General features: G+C 71.2%; 15 protein-coding genes. 10 read left to right on the forward strand and 5 right to left on the reverse strand.

Features of this window, described 5'->3' with window-relative positions:
* Positions 1–294: 294 nt before the first annotated feature.
* Positions 295–2,478, forward strand: a complete 2,184-nt coding sequence (locus ACGFH8_RS28535) for a hypothetical protein (RefSeq protein WP_393372983.1) — start codon at positions 295–297, stop codon at positions 2,476–2,478.
* A 1,150-nt stretch (positions 2,479–3,628) separates the two neighbouring features.
* Here ACGFH8_RS28535 and ACGFH8_RS28540 read toward each other — a convergent pair.
* The 3 genes from ACGFH8_RS28540 to ACGFH8_RS28550 are packed head-to-tail and all read right to left on the reverse strand — an operon-like array spanning position 3,629 to position 6,728.
* On the reverse strand, positions 3,629–4,819 hold the full coding sequence (locus ACGFH8_RS28540; RefSeq protein ID WP_393372986.1) for a DNA-processing protein DprA: 1,191 nt from the start codon (positions 4,817–4,819) through the stop codon (positions 3,629–3,631).
* Entirely contained in the window at positions 4,816–6,336 is a 1,521-nt protein-coding gene (locus tag ACGFH8_RS28545; RefSeq protein ID WP_393372988.1) for a YifB family Mg chelatase-like AAA ATPase, read from the reverse strand. The genes ACGFH8_RS28540 and ACGFH8_RS28545 overlap by 4 nt, the downstream gene beginning before the upstream one ends.
* Positions 6,337–6,368: 32 nt before the next feature.
* Positions 6,369–6,728, reverse strand: a complete 360-nt coding sequence (locus tag ACGFH8_RS28550) for a YraN family protein (protein ID WP_393237946.1) — start codon at positions 6,726–6,728, stop codon at positions 6,369–6,371.
* A 348-nt stretch (positions 6,729–7,076) separates the two neighbouring features.
* Here ACGFH8_RS28550 and ACGFH8_RS28555 point away from each other — a divergent pair, with 348 nt between their 5' ends.
* From ACGFH8_RS28555 to frr, 5 genes are all read left to right on the forward strand, one after another.
* Positions 7,077–8,144 (forward strand): hypothetical protein, encoded by a 1,068-nt coding sequence (locus ACGFH8_RS28555; RefSeq protein WP_393372991.1) that lies wholly within the window; start codon positions 7,077–7,079, stop codon positions 8,142–8,144.
* Between the two features lie 500 nt (positions 8,145–8,644).
* The gene (gene rpsB / locus ACGFH8_RS28560; RefSeq protein WP_393372993.1) at positions 8,645–9,571 is read left to right on the forward strand and encodes a 30S ribosomal protein S2; all 927 of its coding nucleotides are present in this window, start codon (positions 8,645–8,647) and stop codon (positions 9,569–9,571) included.
* Between the two features lie 135 nt (positions 9,572–9,706).
* Positions 9,707–10,534: a translation elongation factor Ts gene (gene tsf, locus ACGFH8_RS28565; RefSeq protein WP_357801546.1), complete on the forward strand. Its 828-nt coding sequence runs from the start codon at positions 9,707–9,709 to the stop codon at positions 10,532–10,534.
* Between the two features lie 161 nt (positions 10,535–10,695).
* Positions 10,696–11,463 carry a UMP kinase gene (gene pyrH / locus ACGFH8_RS28570; RefSeq protein ID WP_088946657.1) on the forward strand — a complete coding sequence of 256 codons (768 nt, stop codon included), beginning with the start codon at positions 10,696–10,698 and terminating at the stop codon, positions 11,461–11,463.
* An 83-nt stretch (positions 11,464–11,546) separates the two neighbouring features.
* On the forward strand, positions 11,547–12,104 hold the full coding sequence (frr, locus tag ACGFH8_RS28575; RefSeq protein ID WP_393372996.1) for a ribosome recycling factor: 558 nt from the start codon (positions 11,547–11,549) through the stop codon (positions 12,102–12,104).
* Positions 12,105–12,186: 82 nt separating this feature from the next.
* Here frr and ACGFH8_RS28580 read toward each other — a convergent pair whose 3' ends face one another.
* Complete coding sequence (locus ACGFH8_RS28580) at positions 12,187–12,630, reverse strand: hypothetical protein (RefSeq protein ID WP_393372999.1); 444 nt, start codon at positions 12,628–12,630, stop codon at positions 12,187–12,189.
* Positions 12,631–13,071: 441 nt separating this feature from the next.
* Between ACGFH8_RS28580 and ACGFH8_RS28585 the strand changes: the two genes are divergently transcribed.
* The 3 genes from ACGFH8_RS28585 (at position 13,072) to ACGFH8_RS28595 (ending at position 17,064) form a co-directional block, all read left to right on the forward strand.
* Complete coding sequence (locus ACGFH8_RS28585) at positions 13,072–14,487, forward strand: phosphatidate cytidylyltransferase (protein WP_393373003.1); 1,416 nt, start codon at positions 13,072–13,074, stop codon at positions 14,485–14,487.
* A gap of 104 nt (positions 14,488–14,591) precedes the next feature.
* A complete protein-coding gene (rlmN, locus tag ACGFH8_RS28590) occupies positions 14,592–15,749 on the forward strand; it encodes a 23S rRNA (adenine(2503)-C(2))-methyltransferase RlmN (RefSeq protein WP_393373008.1) in 1,158 nt (385 codons plus the stop codon).
* Positions 15,750–15,780: 31 nt separating this feature from the next.
* Positions 15,781–17,064, forward strand: coding sequence for a DivIVA domain-containing protein (locus ACGFH8_RS28595; protein ID WP_393373011.1), 1,284 nt, complete (start codon positions 15,781–15,783; stop codon positions 17,062–17,064).
* Positions 17,065–17,141: 77 nt separating this feature from the next.
* On the opposite strand, the gene ACGFH8_RS28600 is transcribed toward ACGFH8_RS28595, so the two are convergent.
* Positions 17,142–17,363, reverse strand: coding sequence for a DUF2631 domain-containing protein (locus ACGFH8_RS28600; protein ID WP_124776315.1), 222 nt, complete (start codon positions 17,361–17,363; stop codon positions 17,142–17,144).
* Positions 17,364–17,653: 290 nt separating this feature from the next.
* Here ACGFH8_RS28600 and ACGFH8_RS28605 point away from each other — a divergent pair, with 290 nt between their 5' ends.
* Complete coding sequence (locus tag ACGFH8_RS28605; RefSeq protein WP_393373014.1) at positions 17,654–19,234, forward strand: Rieske 2Fe-2S domain-containing protein; 1,581 nt, start codon at positions 17,654–17,656, stop codon at positions 19,232–19,234.
* Positions 19,235–19,267: the final 33 nt, after the last annotated feature.

The following is a 19,267-nucleotide window of genomic DNA, read 5'->3' on the forward strand; positions in this document are numbered from 1 at the left end:
AATCCAACGTACCTACAGATGGCCAAGGCAACCGGGCGATCGAGGACGGCCCTCGCCGAGGCCGCTGGTGGTGATCACCTCCCCGCCTGGGAGACGGTCGAGGCATACCTTCGTGCCTGCGGCGAGCCGTCTGTGGAGTGGCGGTCCCGGTGGGAGCGCTTGCGGGACCTGACAAGGACCTCGCCGGTCGACGCCGGTCACCGCGAAACCGAATCCGTTCGGTTCACCGGTGTCCGGCGGGACGCCAGCGTCCCTTCCCCGCAAACATCGGCCGCCGCCGTGGATGTAAGAGCAGTGCAGACGCCAGCGGAACTGGCCGCCGCACTGGAGACGCTCCGTCGCCGCCTGAGTCTGTCGTATAAATCGGTCGAGAAGGCTGCCACCAAGCCGGGGACGCGAGGTGCGCACCTGAGTAAGAGCACCGTCGGTGAGATGGTCACAGGCATTCGGCTGCCCACCAAAGAGAGGCTGCTGACGTTTCTGGCGGCTTGCGGGGTCGCCGGAGCAGCCGAGACGGCGCCGTGGTTGGACGCGTGGGAACGTGCTTCCTCTGTTCAGCCCACCCAGTCGTCTGGAGCCTTGCGCGTGCGCGAGGCGTGGCCCCATCAGCTCGGTGTGCACCTCGCAATGTCGGGCGAAACGCTACCCGAGTACGTCGGGCGAAAGTTCGACCAGGACGTCCGCGATCTACTGCGCCGAAGCAGTGAGCAAGGTGGCCTAGTCCTGCTGGTCGGACCGGCGGCCGCGGGCAAGAGCCGGTCGTTGTACGAGGCGGTGCATACCGAACTGCCCGAATGGTGGTTGATCCATCCCGCCGACTCCGACGAACTCGCTGCGCTGGTTGAGCACCGAACCATGCGCACAGTGGTCTGGCTCGACGATCTCGACCGTTTTCTCGGCCCTCCCGCCATACCCGGTGCCATCCGAAAACTGGTCCATCGGGGCACCGTGGTCGTGGGCACGATGCGGGCTGAGCAGTACGCCCGACGACTCGTCGTTCCGCGGTCAGGCTGGGATGACCTGTATACCGCGGACCGGCAACTCCTGGGCCTCGCGTCGGTGGTCGACGTGCCCGCGCACCTCACGGCTCGGGAGGTAGAGGGGGCAGAGGTGATCGCGGCACGCGACCACCGAATCCGGGCCGCACTGCGCAGCGGCGAGACCAATCTGGTCCAGGAACTCGCCCATCTGCCGCAGATCATCAACCGTTGGAGGCACGCCAACTCGTACGCAAGGGCGGTGATCTTAACGTTGGTGGAGGCACACCGCCTTGGGGTTCAGGGTCCGGTCAATCGCACGCTGCTCGCCGCCGCCGCACCGGGCTACCTCACCCTGGAGGACAGGGCTGCTGCTCCGTCCGACTGGCTCGATGCCGCTCTCGACTACGCCAGCGCACACGTCTCCGCTGGCCCGGGGCTACTGGTACCCGTAGCAGAGGAAATGGGTGCCGTAACCGGGTACCGTGTTGCCGATGCGCTGGTGGGAGAGGCCGCGGCGTACGCCGTGGCCGTCCCAGAGGTTGTCTGGAGGGCGTTCCGTCGCCACCTGACGGACGCGCATGACCTGCTCTCCGTCGGTCATGCCGCTCGGAAGCGGATGAGACTGCGGCATGCTGAGGCCCTGTACACGGCAGCCCTGGCGCAGGGGTTGCACCAAGCGGCCGCCTGTCTCGTCGAGATCCTGCACCTTCAGGGACGTGTAGGCGAGCGGGACAGGTTGGCCCGATGCTTCGGGGCGCAGGTGCCGCAGACCCGCCCTACTCGGCTGGTCGGCCCCCTCGCACATCCTGCCGACCTGCAGGCGCGAGTCGAGGCCGCTGACCCGGCCGCAGCAGTACACCTGGTCGAATCTCTGATCCAAGGCGGCCTGGTCGCGGGTGCGATCGAGGCCCTGAGCGGCAGGGTCGAAGCTGGCGACACCATCGCGGCTTCCCGCATGGTCGACGTCTTGGTGCACCGCGGGCACGCTGGTGAAGTGGGCGAGTGGCTTCGCGAGTTCGCGGAGTTCTACCCCTCTGCGGCGGTGGCAATTGCGGACGACTCGCTCTACTCGGGTCGCTTCGATGAGGTGGCCCGGATTCTGGCACCTCATTTCCACGCCGGTGACGCAGCCGCTGTGAGCCGGGTCGCCGAACTGCTGGCCGTCGAAGGTCGGATCGATGACCTGCGTGCCCTAGCCGATAGCGGCCTACCGATCGCGGCCGGGCAACTGGCCTGGCTACTGGCCGAGCGGGGCGAATTCGAGGAGCTCAGGGCCCGAGCCGCCGCCGGCGACAGTTGGGCCGCTTCCCGACTGGACGGGCAGGAGCCGCGCCTCGCCGAACGCCCGCCGGACCAGCGCGAGAGCTTCGGGGCCGATCGCGACTTCTACCTTCGGCGGGCCATGGCCCGCGCTGCTCGTCGACAGGAACCACGACGAACCTCTGTTGACGCCTACGCCGCCTATGCCTCTTCCCTTCACCGCAGGAGTCGGCCGTGACGACGAACAACGACCGTTCGACTGGTCACGGCGGAGGCCGCGATGCCGTTCCGGCCGGTCAACCCCCTCGACAGGGGCGTGCCGTCGGCCGCCAACGACGGTCGACGCAGACGCGGCCTGCGGGCCAGACACCCGAGGCCCCACTCGTGCCGGATGATGTCCTGCCCGCGCAGGCCAGCGCGCCAACGTCGAGCACAGTGAACCGGCTGCCTGACGTTGGTCCCCTGGACCGGCCGCTGACGGAGGCACGGCAGGCAGCTTCCTCGCAGTCGTCCTCGGAGGGCGACTTACCTTCCCAAGGCGGCGTGGTGTGGCTTATCGCCAGGATGTGGAAGGACTTGGACACCGAGCGGAGCCAGAACCTCTCCCGCATCATCCTCGCCGCCGGCGTGGCAGTGGCCATGATGCTCGCGGTGCTGGCGGTCGTCGCATACTTCTTGGCGAGCATCCCAGGCGTCGTGACGATGACCGGCGCGCTTCTTGCCGGCACCGCTGGTGCGACTGGCGCGGCGGCCGGAGCCCGCGCGCTGCGGCGCCACCGGCAGCGGCGGGCACAGCGAGCGGCTCCTCGCGGCGGGCGGCAAGGTCGTGGCCAACAAGGTCGGAGTCGCGGTCAACGGCGAGGTTGATACGCCCGACTCGCTGACGGTGTGGCTGGCCGACCGGAGCCGGACTCCAGTCGGAGCAGTAGCGGGCCTCCGGCGACTGCGGCCGCGGCGGCCGTGGCACCGACCGCGACGAGGAACACCGTCAGCGCGGCGGTGCCGCCGTCCGAACCAACCATGACACGCGTGACCCCGATCCCGATCGCCGCAGCCACCAACCCAACGAGTGCGCCGTACCCGGCGACGAGGGTGATCCAAGACCGACGGGCCAACCGGCGGTCAGCCGTGCTGCCGTCCTCGTCGGAGGGGGCACCGTGATCGAGACGGGTGGTATCCGGGTCAGCCATTCTTCGGTCCCTGTCGGTCGCACATCGGTCGGCGCCTCCGACAGTGGGCCGACCGGATCCGCGACCTCCGCAGCAGTCAAGAGCGGCTATAGCGGCTGTGCGCACGTCATCGCGTACCCGTGAGCCTATCGTCGATGACCCCCGGGAGCACGTGCGTGTCGTACCGAAGTCCGTTCAGCGACGTCAGCAAGATGAGTGTCATCGAGCCTGCGCCTTGATCGCAGGTGGGGCGAGGGTGTAGCCGTTGTCTCGACGGACCACCATGGACAGCTCCTCCAACAGGGACAGCTTGCGCAACGCGGTCCGTACGTCGACACCGGCGCGGGCGGCGAGCCGGTCCACACCCATCGCGCCTCGGCGGGGTAGCGCCTCCAGCAGCGACCGCGTGTCGTCGTCCAGCGCGTCGGTGGCCCGCTGTGGTCCACGCGCCAGCGGGGCCAGGTCGGCGCCGATCCGACCCACCTCCTCCAGCACGTGTGCCACCCCGGTGACCAGCCGGGCCTTGTCGGGGTACTCGCGGAGCAACTCGTGTGCGCCGACGGACATCGCCGAGGTCACCGGCCCCGGCACCACCATTGCCACCCGATGGGTGTGGATGGCCCGCCGAGCGGTCTGCGTCGCGCCACTGCGCGCCGACGCCTCCACCACGACGGTGCCGAGAGTGCCGGCGGCGATCACCCGGTTGCGGATCAGAAACCGGGGCCGCAGCGGTTCGGCCCCCGGCGGCCACTCACTGACCAGCAGCCCGGTGTCAGCGATCCGGTCGAAGAGCGCGGCGTTGCCCATCGGGTACGGACGGTCGAGCCCACACGCGAGCACCGCGACGGTCAGACCGTCCGCCGTGAGGGCGCCCCGGTGGGCGGCGGCGTCGATGCCGAACGCGCCACCGGAGACGACAGTCCAGTCCCGTTCGGCAAGTCCGTATCCCAGCTCGGTCGCGACGTGCTGGCCGTAGCCGGTGGCCGCCCGCGCCCCGACCACTGCCACCGAGCGGTCCAGCGCCTCACCCAGCGGCCAGGCCCCGCGTACCCAGAAGCAGAGCGGTGGGGCGGTCTCGCCGTCCACCCGGCGGCTGACGTCCGGCAGGCGCAGCGCGGACAGGCCGGCCACCCGCGCCGGCCACTCCTCGTCGTCAGGTGTGACCAGGCGGGCACCGAGCCGGTCCGCCCGCTCCAGCGCCTCGGCCGCCACCGCACGGGCGTCGCCGGCCGCCGATCGGGCGGCCACCGCGGTCTGTAGCCGGCTGTCCGGGCTGCCGCCGTCGAGCAGCAGGTCCAGGGTCGCCGCCGGACCGAGCCGTTCGACGAGTTGGTGCACCACGCGGGTGCCCGGCTCGGCCAGCCAGGTCAGTGCGACCCGGGCCATCCTGCGTTCGTCATCGGCGCTCACGTCGCCTCTCCCGTCCGTAGTTGAAGCGCCTCCCGGACGTCGTCCAGGTCTGGTCGGTCCCGGCCGTCCAGGTCGGCGATGGTCCAGGACATCCGGATCACCCGGTCGAAGCCGCGGGCCGACAGCGAGCCGGAGTCGAGCCGGCCGCGCAACTCGGCGGTGACCCGGGCGGGCAGCCGCCACGGCGGTCGGCGCAGGTGCGGGCCTTCCACCTCGGCGTTGAGCCGCCGGCCGAGGCCGGCCCAGCGGGTGGCCGCCGCCTGCCGGGCCGCCGCTACCCGGGCGGCGACCGTCGCCGAGGACTCGACGCCGCCGTCGGCTGCCAGCAACTCCGCCGCCCGCACCGGCCGCAACTGCACCTGTACGTCGATCCGGTCGAGCAGCGGCCCGGAGAGCCGGCCGAGGTAGCGGCGGCGGGCCAGCGGGCTGCACTCACAGTGCGCGTCGCCCGCTGGCTTGGCACACGGGCACGGGTTGGCGGCCAGCACCAACTGGGTTCGGGCCGGATAGACCGTGCCGCCCCCGCTGCGGGTGAGCCGAACGCGGCCGTCTTCGAGCGGTTGGCGCAGCGCCTCCAACGCGCCCTTGCTGAACTCGGGGGCCTCGTCGAGGAACAGCACGCCGCGATGTGCCAGCGACACCGCGCCGGGTCGGGCCAGCCCCGAGCCACCACCGACGAGCGACGGCACGGACGCGGTGTGGTGCGGCGCCTGGAATGGTGGGCGACGCACCAGCCGGCCACCCGGCGGCAGCAGCCCGGCGACCGAGTGCAGCGCGGTGACCTCCAGTGCCGCGTCGTCGTCCAGCTCGGGCAGGATCGACGGCAGCCGCTCGGCGAGCATCGTCTTGCCGGCGCCCGGCGGCCCGAGCAGCGCCACGTGATGCCCGCCGGCCGCGGCGACCTCCAGTGCGCGGCGGCCGAACTGCTGCCCGGCGACCTCGGCGAGATCCGGCCCGTCGACGGCCGGCGCCGAGGTGGCCTCCGGCGGCTCGATCAGTGGGGCGCCGTCGCGAACGAATGCCACCAGCCGGTGCAGGGAGTCCACCGCTCGCACCCGTACCCCGGGGATGACCGCGGCCTCGGCGGCGTTGCCGACCGGGACGATCACCCGCGCGATGCCGGCCTGGGCCGCGGCGGCGACCATCGGGAGTACGCCGCGCACCGGCCGGACGGTGCCGTCCAACCCCAACTCGCCGAGGACCACCACCCCCTCCAGTGGGAGCAGCGGCAGCTCACCCGAGCCGCCCAGGAGAGCCGCGGCGATGGCCAGATCGAAGGCCGAACCGGATTTCGGCAGCGTCGCGGGCAGCAGGTTGAGAGTGATCCGCCGGTTGGGCCAGCGCTGGCCGGAGTTGACCACGGCCGCGCGGACGCGGTCGCGGGCCTCGTGCAGGGCGGTGTCCGGCAGACCGGAGATCACCACCGCGGGCAGGCCGGCGGCCAGGTCGGCCTCCACCTCGACCAGGTGGCCGGTGACCCCGACCAGCCCGACGCAGAGCACCTTCGCGTAGCTCACGGCCGCGTCACCGATCCCTCGGGTCGCGCATCTCAGAACGCGCCCTTGAGGTGGTCGACCTGCGCTGGACCGGCGTCGGGCAGCCGCACCGACAGCACGTCGAAACGCACCTCGTCGGCGGTCGTGCCGGTCTCGGTGAGCCAGCGCGCGGCGAGCCCTCGCAGCCGACGGGCCTTGGCCGGCACGACCGCCTCGGCCGGGGTGCCGAAGTCGTCGCCCCGGCGGGTCTTCACCTCGCAGAAGGCGAGCACCGGCCCGTCCCACGCGATGATGTCGATCTCCCCGGCGGGGCAGCGCCAGTTTCGGGCGATCGGGCGCAGTCCCGCCTCGGTCAGGTGCTGGGCGGCGCACCGCTCGCCGTACGCGCCGACCGCCTGGTTCCGCTTCGTCATGGCCGGAACCGTGCCCGCCCGGCGCCATCGTGGCTACTCCAACGGTTGCCGAACTGTGGACAACGGGGTCCCTGTGGACAGTCGACCGATCATGCCCACGGTGTGCTAGCGGCGTTGGGCCTCCCCACCCGAGGCCAGCCGCGCTCCCGGGCGGGGCCGCCATGATCAGGTGATGAGAAGTAGGTGTCCGGACCGCCGTCGACCTACTTTTCATCACCTGATCACGGTGCCGGCCCGCGTCGGCGCCACCTCGACGCCACTCCTGCCCCGCGCTGGCGGGGACCGGTGGCGCGTGGCGCGACGGGACTGAAATGGCGCGGGCGTGGCCGGTCGCATACGGTGCCTGACGTGGACGGACGACGGAGCTTTCCGGAAGATCAGGAGTCGCGCTGGTACCCCGACGAGCGGGGTCGCGGTTACGACGAGTCGGAGTGGCGCGGCGCGGGCGAATCGCGGTACCGGGACAGCGAGATCCCCGAGCAGCGTGGCGCCGAAGACGCCCGCTCCGTCGAGGACACCGGCGTTCGCCGCCGCCGCGAGCCGGACTCGGGACGCTTCGGTGCCGTCGACGCGAGCCGCTTCGGCGCTGCGCCGGAGTCCGACTCGGGTCGGTTGAGTGCGGTGGACTCGGGTCGCTTCGGTACGCCGGAGTCGGACTCGGGCCGCTTCGGCGCCTTGGACGACCAGACCGGTCGGTTCGGGGCAAGTGAGGCTGACTCAGGGCGTTTCGGCGCGGTCGACCCGTTGGGTGCCACACGGCCGGAGGCGGACGGTTATCGGGCCACCCGGTCGCGGCGGGCGGACCGGGACCCCTCGGAGACCTCCGGTGAGCTGCCCGGACGCCGGGCCGCCCGCGAGACGACCGCAGCCGGGTCCCCGCTGACCGGCGCCGCGCCGGAGACCGCCCGCGACACCACGGCGGCTGTCGCGCCGGCCGGTGTGCTCGCTGATCAGGTTCGTCCCGCTCCGCTCGCTGGGTACCCGATCATCGAACCGACCCGGGGCGGCGACGCGCCGCACCCGCTGGAGATGCCGACCGGTCCGATGCCGGGGATCGGTCCTCGTCCGGACCTGCCCGTAGCCGACCCGCCGGTGTATCCGCCGCCTGCCGACGGTGTCTATCGGACCCGTCGACCGGTGCTGGCCGTACTCTTCGCGGTGTTGGTGTTGATCTTCGAGATCCCCGCGCTGCGCGTGCTGCTGGCCGGCGTGACCGGTGATCCGGTGGACGCCGGGAACGTGGTGGTGGGTATCGCCCTGGTCGCCGGACTGCCGATCTTCGCGACCGGGCTGTACGGGCTGCGAACCGGAGGTCTGGCGCTCGCCGACGGTGGTCGGGCCTGGCTGCGCCCACCGACGGCCTACCTGACCGTCGGCCTGGTGCTCTTCGTGGCCGCCGCGCTCGCCGCCGGCTGACCCTGGCGCGCAGCCGGCTACCGTCTCCGCCACCACCGTCGCGGCCAGGCCTTCTCGTGCGTCCCGCGCCGGGTGTGCCGCCCCAGCGCCATGACCGACTCGGTTTCCATAATGTCGCGGTGTCCGGATCGGGTGGACGCGCCGATTTCCAGGAATCCGAGTCGATCATGGCGCGATGCCGCGCCGAGCGGCGTCGGTGCCGGACGTCGCGCTGGGTCGGAGGTCGCGCTGCGCCGGACGCCGCGCTGAGGGTGCGCCCCCGACGGGCCTGCGCGTACCCGCGCACCCCGGGGCGGCTGGACGGGTGAGGGGCGTACACTGGCCAACTGGCGACCGCCTCGTGCGGTCGACCTCGCGCGCCCTCTTCACGAATCGTCGTGGAGCGACGGCCTCCCTGGTCCCGATCTTGATCGGGTCCACCATGGGTCGGCGACCAGGCGCCAGGACGCCCGGCCACCGGCCGGGCGTGACAACCAGGGATCTTGAGGAGTACCCCAACCATGGCCGTCGTGACCATGCGCCAGCTGCTGGAGAGCGGTGTCCACTTCGGGCACCAGACCCGGCGCTGGAACCCGAAGATGAAGCGCTTCATCATGACCGAGCGCAACGGCATCTACATCATCGACCTGCGCCAGACCCTCGAGTACATCGAGAAGGCGTACGAGTTCGTGCGTGGGACCGTCGCCGAGGGTGGCAGCATCCTGTTCGTCGGCACCAAGAAGCAGGCCCAGGAAGCGATCGCCGAGCAGGCGACCCGGGTCGGCCAGCCGTACGTCAACCACCGCTGGCTCGGTGGCATGCTGACCAACTTCCAGACGGTGTACAAGCGGCTCCAGCGGATGAAGGAGCTGGAGGGCCTGGGTGACCTCAGCGGCACCGCCGCCGGTTACACCAAGAAGGAGACCCTGCAGCTCTCCCGCGAGAAGATCAAGCTGACCCGCACCCTCGGTGGTCTGCGGGACATGCAGAAGCTTCCCGCCGCGGTCTGGATCGTCGACACCAAGAAGGAGCACATCGCCGTCGACGAGGCCCGCAAGCTGGGCATCCCGGTGATCGCGGTGCTGGACACCAACTGTGACCCGGACGAGGTCGACTTCCCGATCCCGGGCAACGACGACGCGATCCGCTCGGCCGAGCTGCTGACCAAGGTCGTCGCCGCCGCCGTCGCGGATGGTCTGATCGCGCGTTCCGGCCGTCGCCGGGGCAACGACGAGAAGCCCGAGGGTGTCGCGAGCGACGAGCCGCTGACCGAGTGGGAGCGCGAGCTGCTGGAGCCGAAGAAGGCCGACGAGTCGGCCGCCCCGGCCGAGCAGCCGGCCGCCGAGGCGACCGAGCAGCCCGCCGCTGCCGCCGCCGAGCAGCCCGCCAGCCCGGAGCAGCCGGCGCAGGCCGCCACCGAGCAGCCGGCGGCCGCCACCGCGGAGTGATCGCACCGTCGCTGTCCCACCGTCCGTTTTCGCAGACGGTGGGACAGCGGCGGTACGCCGGGCACGATCCGCCCGGATCCGGGTAACCGGCACCTCTGACCATCCACACGCCGTCTCAACACCGAAGAGAGAGCCATGTCCCAAATCACCGCCGCGGACGTCAAGAAGCTCCGCGACCTCACCGGCGCCGGCATGATGGACAGCAAGAAGGCGCTGACCGAGGCCGAGGGCGACTTCGACAAGGCCGTCGAGATCCTGCGCGTCAAGGGCGCCAAGGACGTCGGCAAGCGGGCCGGCCGTACGGCCGCCAACGGCCTGGTCGCCCACTCCGGCAAGGCGCTGCTCGAGCTCAACTGCGAGACCGACTTCGTCGCCAAGACCGAGTCGTTCATCGCGCTGGCCCAGCAGCTGGTCGAGCACGGCGAGCGCGCCGGCGTGAACAGCGCCGAGGAGCTGCTCGCCACCGAGCTCGACGGCAAGGTCGTCGCGGACCTGATCCAGGAGCAGTCCGCCAAGATCGGCGAGAAGCTGGTCCTCAACCGGTTCGCCCGGGTCGAGGGCACCACCGCCGTCTACCTGCACCGCAAGGCCCAGGACCTGCCGCCGGCCGTTGGTGTGCTGGTGTCGTACACCGGCAAGAGCGACGAGGCCGGCGACGCCGACGCCCGTGGTGTGGCCATGCAGATCGCCGCGATGCGGCCGAAGTACCTCACCCGGGACGAGGTTCCGGCCGAGGTCGTCGAGTCCGAGCGGCGCATCGCCGAGCAGACCGCCCGCGAGGAGAACAAGCCCGAGGCGGCCCTGCCGAAGATCATCGAGGGTCGGGTGAACTCCTTCTTCAAGGACTTCGTCCTGATCGAGCAGGCGTCCGTCGCCGACAACAAGAAGTCGGTGAAGCAGCTGCTGGCCGAGGCCGGCATCGAGGTCACCCGCTTCGTGCGGTTCGAGGTCGGCCAGGCCTGAGCCGCCACCGGGCGCCGCGTGCGCCCGTGGGCAGAAGACGTCAACGAGGAGGCCGCCGGTGTACGTGACAGGCACCGCGGCCTCCTCGTCACATAGGGTCGGCAGCGGCAGGTTCGCGGTACGCGCCGCACGGGGCGTGCGCGTGGGGAAGGGCGGGGCGGATGACGCAGGTTGTGAGTGACCGGACGCTGGCGGTGGACGATCCGACGGCACCGCCGCCGGGGCGGGCCCGCCGGGTGGTGCTGAAGCTCTCCGGTGAGGTGTTCGGCGGCGGCGCGATCGGCGTCGACCCGGACGTCGTCCAGGCGATCGCCCGGCAGATCGCCACGGTGGTGCGCCGCGGCGTGCAGGTCTCCGTGGTGGTCGGCGGCGGCAACTTCTTCCGCGGTGCGGAGCTGCAGAAGCGCGGGATGGACCGGGCCCGCGCCGACTACATGGGCATGCTCGGCACCGTGATGAACTGCCTCGCCCTACAGGACTTCCTGGAGAAGGAAGGCATCGAGACCCGGGTCCAGAGCGCCATCACCATGGCCCAGGTCGCCGAGCCGTACATTCCGCTGCGGGCGATCCGGCACCTGGAGAAGGGCCGTGTGGTCATCTTCGGCGCGGGCGCGGGCATGCCGTACTTCTCCACCGACACGGTGGCCGCCCAGCGGGCTCTGGAGATCCGGGCCGACGTGGTGCTGATGAGCAAGAACGGCGTGGACGGCGTCTACACCGCCGATCCCCGGATCGATCCCACCGCCAGCAAGCTCGACTCGATCACCTTCTCCGAGGCTCTGCGCCGCAACCTGCGGGTGGCCGACGCGGCGGCGTTCAGCCTCTGCATGGAGAACGGCCTGCCGATGTTGGTCTTCGGCGCGCAGGGTGACGACACCATCATCCGCGCGGTGGGTGGCGACAAGATCGGCACCCTGATCACCGCCTGAGCCCCGCCGACGGCGACGGCGACGGCGGTCCTGACGACTTTCAGCAGAGCCCACCACGAGCACAGAAGGAGGCGAGGAGACCGGTGATCGACGACACCCTCCTCGAGGCCGAGGAAAAGATGGATCGTGCGGTTGAGCACGCCAAGGAGGAGTTCGGCGCCATCCGTACCGGTCGCGCCAACGCCGCCATGTTCGGCAAGGTCATCATCGACTACTACGGCACGCCCACGCCGCTCACCCAGATGGCGTCCATCGCGGTTCCCGAGCCGCGGATGGCCATCATCAAGCCGTACGACAACTCGCAGATCAATGCGATGGAGAAGGCGATCCGCGACTCGGACCTCGGGGTGAACCCGAACAACGAGGGCAACCAGTTGCGCATCCTGCTCCCGCAGATGACCGAGGAGCGCCGCCGCGACATGATCAAGGTGGCCCGGCACAAGGGCGAGGAGGCCAAGGTGGCGATCCGTAACGTCCGCCGCCGTGGCAAGGAAGAGCTGGACCGGATCGTCAAGGACGGCGAGGCCGGCGAGGACGACGGCCGCCGCGCCGAGAAGGAACTCGACGACCTGACCCAGCGCTACGTGGCCACCGTCGACGACCTGGTCAAGCACAAGGAAACCGAGCTGCTGGAGGTCTGAGGCCCCACCCGGCGTCCGCCGGGACAGCAGCCGACGTGAGGCCCGCCCCCGATTCGGGGACGGGCCTCGTGCTGTTCGAGCGTCAGCGGGGGATCCGGACGGTACGGGTCGTCTCGGTCAGGGTCGTTCCGACGTACGCGTCGTGCAGCTCGAAGCGCACGGTCGCCCGACCCGGGTGCACCACCGGGCCACTCCGGTAGAAACCCATCGAGATGCTGGCGGTGCCGCCGTCGCAGACGATCTCGCCGGCGCCGAGGCCGCTGGTGGCCCAGGAGGTCGGTAGGCCGTCCTGGGTCAGTGACGCCGACAGGAAGTACACGCCGACCGGGCAGTTGCGCACCTCCCCCCGGGCGATCGTGGCCGGGAACGCCGGCCCGGTTCCGTCGGGGCTCCCGTCGTACAGGTAGATCTCGCTGGTGCGGTGGTCGATCCTGATGCTGGCGTTCCGCGTCGCCGCGGTGGCCGGTGTGGCCGCCGTCAGGACGAGGGCGACCATCGTCAACACCGCCAGGCTGATTCTGCGCACGAACGCTCCTTCTCCGCTGTCATGCTGGAAAGCTCCGGCGGACGCCGGCACACCGACAGCCGACCATCGATGGGCAGTGCGGGTCATCCCCTGTTCGCCCGGATGCACGGTCGGATAGGCGTCGGTGCGCCGTCGGCGCTCGTGCGGGCGGCGGGCGTGATTCTCCGGATGCCGGCGGGCCACACCCGCCCCGGCCAGCGCGGCGACTCGCCGTATCCCGCCCACCGCGACCCCCGCAGAGGGCCCGACGGGCAGGGGCGCCATCGTCCGCCTCGCCCCGGCGGCGGGTGCAGTAGGCTCGGCAGGATTCCCGGCCACCGGGTGGTGAACACCGGGAATCGACCGACCGTCGGGGCGGTCAATCGGAGGAACATCGCACGTGTAGGGGATGCTTGTGGTCTTGCGTCATGTGGTGGTTCTCGCGCCCCGTCGCGGTGCGTGATGTCCCACCCCGACCCCTACGGCGGCGAGCCTCGCGGCTGGGACCGCCCGGAGCACCCGGTGGCACTGCCCTGGCCCGAGCAGGACCTGGACGCCGGCCAGTGGCACCGCCGTCCCACCGCCGGCCCTGAGCTGTACGCCGACCCGCACCCCCGGCCGCACGTCGACCCGCAGCCGTCGGACAGGTACGACGAGCGTGGCCGCGCCCCCCGCCCGGACGACCGCTTCGACGACCGCGACCGCTACGAGGACGACCGGAACCAACCCGACAGGTACGACGATCGGGGTCGCGCCGGCCGGTACGGTGATCGTCCGCCCGCGGCCCCGGAGGGCGTCCCGCCCCGCCCCGGCGGCCCGCAGCGGCACGACGAGCCCGGCCGTTACGACGGCCCGCAGCCGTTCGACGGCCCGCAGCCGTTCGACGGTCCGGTCCGCTTCGACGAGGACGCCGGTTACCCGACCGCGCAGCTCGCGCCCATCGGGGCCGAGGTGGCGCCGGACCTGCCGCCGGTGACCGAGCCGGAGCCGCCGGGCGGCCGACGGCCGAAGGGCCGACGCCGGGCCAGCGTCGACCGACCGGCCACCCAGCAGGTGGGCAACGGGCGGGCCGGTCGCAACCTGCCGGCGGCGATCGGCGTGGGGCTCGGCCTCGGCGCGCTGATCGTGGTGCCGCTGATCTTCTACCCGTTGGCGTTCCTGCCGGTGATCGCCGCCGCCGTCGCCGTCGGTAGTTGGGAGATGGCGCGGGCGGTCCGCCGCAGCGGCGCGCACCCGCCGCTGGTGCCGTTGCTCGCCGGCGGGGTGCTGACCGTGGGTCTGGCCTGGTTCGCCGGCCCCGACGCGCTCAGTCTGGGACTGCTGGTCACGGTGCTCGGCACCATGGTCTGGCGGCTGGGTGACGGTCCGGCCGGCTTCCAGCGGGATGTCACCGCGGCCACGCTGATCGCCGTCTACGTGCCGTTCCTCGCCGGCTTCGCGGCGCTGCTCGCGGCGGCCCCCGACGACGGTTGGATGCGGATCCTGGCCACCCTGATCGCGGTGGTCCTCTCCGACACCGGCGGGTACGCGGCCGGCGTCTCGTTCGGTCGGCACCCGATGGCGCCGTCGATCAGCCCGAAGAAGTCCTGGGAGGGCTTCGCCGGTTCGGTCACGGCCGCGGCCGTGGGCAGCGCGTTGCTGCTGTGGCTGATGTTCGAGCTGGCGCCCTGGTGGGGTGCCCTGTTCGGGGTGGCCATCTCGTGCGCCGCGGTCCTCGGCGACCTGGCCGAGTCGATGATCAAGCGGGATCTCGGTGTCAAGGACATGAGCAACCTGCTGCCCGGCCACGGTGGCCTGATGGACCGACTGGACTCGATCCTGTTCGCCGTGCCGACCGCCTACCTGCTGCTGGCGATCTTCGTGCCGGTGGTGAACTGAGGTATGAATCACGGCGTCCTGGTCATCCGGCTCCGGCTGCCGCGGCCCGCCCGACACCTCCGCACCGGCGGCTGCCGCCGAGGGCGTGACACACTGGACCAGCCATGACGAGCCTGCCGTTGATCCCCGCCCTCTCGGACGCCCCCGCCGCGCGCCGGGCCTCCATGCCGCCCCGACACCTCGCCGATCTGGACCTGGCCGGCCGCCAGGCGCTGGTGACCGAGTTGGGTGAGCCGGCATTCCGCGCCAAGCAGATGTCGAACCACTACTTCGGGCGGCTGGTCCGCGACCCGCAGGCCATGACCGACCTGCCCGCGGCGACCCGGCAACGGTTGTCCGAGCAGTTGCTGCCCACGCTGCTCAATCCGGTGCGCGAGTTGGCCTGCGACGACGGCGCGACCCGCAAGGCGCTCTGGAAGCTGCACGACGGCGCGCTCGTGGAGAGCGTGCTGATGGGCTATCCGGACCGGGTGACGGTCTGCATCTCCAGCCAGGCGGGCTGTGGCATGGCCTGTCCGTTCTGCGCGACCGGCCAGGCCGGGCTGACTCGCAATCTGTCCACCGCCGAGATCGTCGACCAGGCGGTCTATCTGGCCGGTGTGGCGGCCTCCGGCGCGGTGTCCGGCTCCCCGCCGCGGCTGTCACACGTCGTGTTCATGGGCATGGGTGAGCCGCTGGCCAACTACAACCGGGTCGTCGCGGCCATCCGTCGCCTGGTCAGCCCAGCTCCGGAGGGGCTCGGTCTGTCCCAGCGGCACATCACCGTTTCCACGGTGGGCCTGGTTCCGGCCATCCACCGACTGGCCAGCGAAGACCTCTCAGTGACCCTTGCGCTGTCGTTGCACGCCCCCGATGATGATCTGCGCGACGAACTCGTGCCGGTAAACCAGCGCTGGAAGGTAGCTGAGGTGCTGGACGCAGCGTGGGACTACGCCGCCCGGACGGGCCGTCGCGTGTCGATCGAGTACGCGATGATCAAGGACGTGAACGACCAGCCGTGGCGAGCCGACCTGCTCGGGCGGCTGCTGGCCGGCAAACTGGCCCACGTGAACCTCATCCCACTCAATCCGACGCCGGGCAGCCGCTGGGACGCGAGCCCGAAGCCGGTTGAGCGGGAGTTCGTCCGTCGGTTGCGCGACGCCGGGGTGTCCACCACCGTACGGGACACCCGAGGTCGCGAGATCGACGGCGCGTGTGGTCAGCTCGCCGCCGCCGAGGACAACGACACAAACACCGACCGCGCCGGAGAGGCACCGGCGTGACCGGGCGTGGCGAACGAGACCAGGAGACATAGTGGCGAGTCAGGGTCAGCGTTTCCGGCGCAAGGCGCTCCGCCGGGGATACAAGGTCGACGAGGTGGATGCCTTCCTCGACCGGGTCGAGGCGACGCTCGACGGCCGCCAGGTCGGCGCGCCGGTGGCCTCCCAGGAGGTCCACGACGTCGTCTTCCGGGTCCGCTTCAACGGCTACGACGAGTGGCAGGTCGACCTGCACCTGGACCGGGTCGAGCGGCAGTTGGCCGAGCTTGAGGAGCGCACCAGCGCCGGTCGCGGTGGCGACCCCCGGATGGGTGACCGGATGGGCCCGCCGGACCGCATGGGGCCACCGATGCGCGATGACCGGGGCATGGTCCCGCAGCCGATGCCGCCCCGGCCGATGCCCGCGCAGGCCGGCCCGCCCGCCGATCGCTACGGCCGCTACGACGAGCCGACCGGTGCCTTCACCGGTGGGTACGACGCCCCCCGGGGCGGCTACGACGCGCCGCGAGGCCCGGCCGGCCCCGGCCCGATGGGTCCCGGCGGCCCGATGGGTCCCGGCCCGATGGCGGGCCACGGCGCTCCGCCGCGCGGCCTGCCCGCCGGCCCCAGCGGTTACGGCCTCGACGACCAGCGCTCTCCCGGTGGGTACGGCCCGGACGACAAGCGCTCTCCCGGTGGGTACGGCCCGGACGACCAGCGCGCGCCCGGCGGCTACGGCCTGGACGATCACCGCTCTCCCGGTGGGTACGGCCCGGACGACCAGCGCGCGCCCGGCGGGTACGGCCCGGACGACAAGCGTTCCCCCGGCGGCTACCCCCCGGAGGAGCCGCGCTTCGACGGCTTCGAGGCCGGGCGGCACGGCCGCAGCGACATGACCGCGGAGATCCGGATGCCGGAGCGGGACCTGCGCGACATGCGCCGTGGCCCCGCCGGCCCGCCCGCGCTCCCGCAGCAGGGCATCGGTGGGCCGCCGATGGCCGGTCCGCCCGCCGTCGCCGGTCCGCCGATGGGTGGCCCCCCGGTGGGCGGTCCGCCGATGGGTGGCCCTCCGATGGCTGGCCCGCCCGGCAGCGATCTCTACCGGGTCGACCAGATCCGCCGGAGCTTCCAGGTGCGCCGCTTCGGCAGCGGGTACGACCCCGACCAGGTGGACCGGTTCTTCGACACCCTGCTCGGCGGCATGCAGCGCCGCAACCCGATGCCCGTCGACCCGAAGGACCTGGACACGCTCCGGTTCGGCCTGGTGCCCGGTGGCTACTTCGAGGCCGAGGTCGACGCCGCGCTCAAGGACGTGCAGGACATCCTCTTCGGGCGCTGACCCCGACGCGTACGGACGAGGGCCCGTCCCCCGGGTGGGGGCGGGCCCTCGGCGTTGTCGTCCGGGTGTGGGTCGGGTCAGGAGCGCAGACCGTTGCGCCGCAGCACGATGTCGCCGATCACGATGATCAGCAGCAGCGCGGCCAGGCCGATCAGCCAGATGTCCTCGACCTTGCCCTCGTGGTTGCCGCAGATCATCGCCAGCAGCGCCAGTGCGGAGAGCACGGCGCCGATCTGCCCGGCCTTGCGGTGCCCGGGCTTGTGCTGGTCTGGCGACGTTACCGGCTCGCTTCCTGCCACCGTTGGTCCTTCCCTCGCGATCGGATCTTTGGTTAGTCTGGCACGCCTCGTGCCGGCCCCGGCGCAGGGTCCGACCAGAAGAACCCCCCGCTCCTGAACGGGTGGTGCGCGGCCCGCGTCGGCGCGGCGGGGCAGGACGTCGCCGGCCGTGTCCGGACGGGCGGTGCGCCCGCTGTCTCCGCCTCTTCCTGGCTGGTCGAACGGCACTACCGGCGTCGCGGGGTGGCGGTCAGAGCCACTCCGGTAGCGTTTGGCGTACACCTGATTGTCTGTTTGAGGGGGACTGTGCGGTGCGAGTGACCGGAACCGGGCACGCCAGCATGCGGATCGACACGGCCGCGGGCAGCATCCTGTGCGACCCGTGGGTCAACCCGGCCTACTTCGCGTCGTGGTTTCCCTTCCCGGACAATTCCCTGCTCGACTGGGGCACCCTGGGCCAGGTCGACTACCTGTACGTCTCCCACCTGCACCGGGACCACTTCGACGCGAAGCACCTGCGAGATTTCGTCTCCAAGGACGCCACCGTCCTGCTCCCGGAGTTCCCCACCTCCGAGATGGAGGACGAGTTCCGGGCGCTGGGCTTCACGAAGTTCCTGAAGACCCCCAACGAGCAGGTGGTGGAGCTGCCCGGCGGTCTGAAGATCATGATTCAGGCGTTGACCAGCCCGACCGACGGACCGATCGGTGACTCGTCGCTCTGGGTCGAGTACGACGGGGTGCGGCTGCTCAACCAGAACGACGCCCGCCCGACGGACCTGAGCGTCTTCGCCGAGTTGGGGCACGTGCACGCGCACCTGCTTCAGTTCTCCGGGGCGATCTGGTACCCGATGGTCTACGAGCTGCCGCAGGCGGCGAAGACCGCGTTCGGCAAGCAGAAGCGCGACCGGCAGTTCGACCGGACCTGGCGCTACATCGACGACCTGAAGGCCGACCACGTCTTCCCGATCGCCGGCCCGCCGTGCTTCCTCGACGACGCGCTGTGGCAGTTCAACGACATCCACGGCGACGAGGGCAACATCTTCCCCGACCAGTCCGTCTTCCTGTCCGAGTACGCGAAGGTCGGCGGCACCAACGGCATCGTGCTGCTGCCGGGCAGCGTCGCCGAGGTCACCACCGAGGGCGCGAGCACCACGCACCCGGTGCCGGTCGAGGAGTTCTTCGCGAACAAGGTTGCCCACCTGGAGGAGATGCGGGAGCGCAAGCGCCCGGTCATCGAGGCGGAGAAGGCGTCCTGGCGGCACCCCGAGGTGGACGTCCTGGGTGAGATGAAGCGTCGGATCGAGCCGCTGCTCGACGAGTCGATCTACCTGGCCAAGGGCGTGGGCGGTCCGGTTCGCTTCGACCTGGTCGGCTACGACGGCGAGAGCGTCGAGTCGATCGTGGTGGACTTCCCGGGCAAGGAGGTCCGGCCGTACGCCGACGAGAAGGTCCGCTACCGGTTCCGTACCGAGCGGTCGCTGATCGAGCACCTGCTCTTCATCGACGAGGTGGACTGGGTCAACTCGCTCTTCCTGTCCTGCCGCTTCTCGGCGGCCCGGATCGGCCAGTACAACGAGTTCGTCTACGCGTTCTTCAAGTGCCTCTCCGAGGAGCGACTCCAGTACGCCGAGGGCTGGTACGACGAGCACGAGCGCAGCACCGACGCCGAGGACATCACGCTGGGCGACTGGGTGGTGCAGCGGCGCTGCCCGCACCTGAAGGCGGACCTGACCCGCTTCGGCATCGTCGAGGGTGACCAGCTCACCTGCCAGTTGCACGGCTGGAAGTTCGACCTGCCCTCCGGCCGCTGCCTGACGAGCGTCGGCCACAAGGTGCGAGCCCACCGCGTCGACGCGGAAACCCCAGCCCCCGCCGGCGAAGCGGCAATTTAACCCCCACCCTGCCCCGCGCCCAGCCTCACTTTG

The sequence above is a fragment of the Micromonospora sp. NPDC049175 genome (assembly GCF_043197345.1).
Taxonomy (GTDB): Bacteria; Actinomycetota; Actinomycetes; order Mycobacteriales; family Micromonosporaceae; genus Micromonospora.

Coding starts and splice junctions, on each gene's coding strand:
- ACGFH8_RS28550 (WP_393237946.1), bottom strand. CDS start 6,728: ATGACGAAGCGGAACCAGGCGGTCGGCGCGTACGGCGAGCGGTGCGCC.
- rpsB (WP_393372993.1), top strand. CDS start 8,645: ATGGCCGTCGTGACCATGCGCCAGCTGCTGGAGAGCGGTGTCCACTTC.
- tsf (WP_357801546.1), top strand. CDS start 9,707: ATGTCCCAAATCACCGCCGCGGACGTCAAGAAGCTCCGCGACCTCACC.
- pyrH (WP_088946657.1), top strand. CDS start 10,696: ATGACGCAGGTTGTGAGTGACCGGACGCTGGCGGTGGACGATCCGACG.
- ACGFH8_RS28585 (WP_393373003.1), top strand. CDS start 13,072: ATGTCCCACCCCGACCCCTACGGCGGCGAGCCTCGCGGCTGGGACCGC.
- rlmN (WP_393373008.1), top strand. CDS start 14,592: ATGACGAGCCTGCCGTTGATCCCCGCCCTCTCGGACGCCCCCGCCGCG.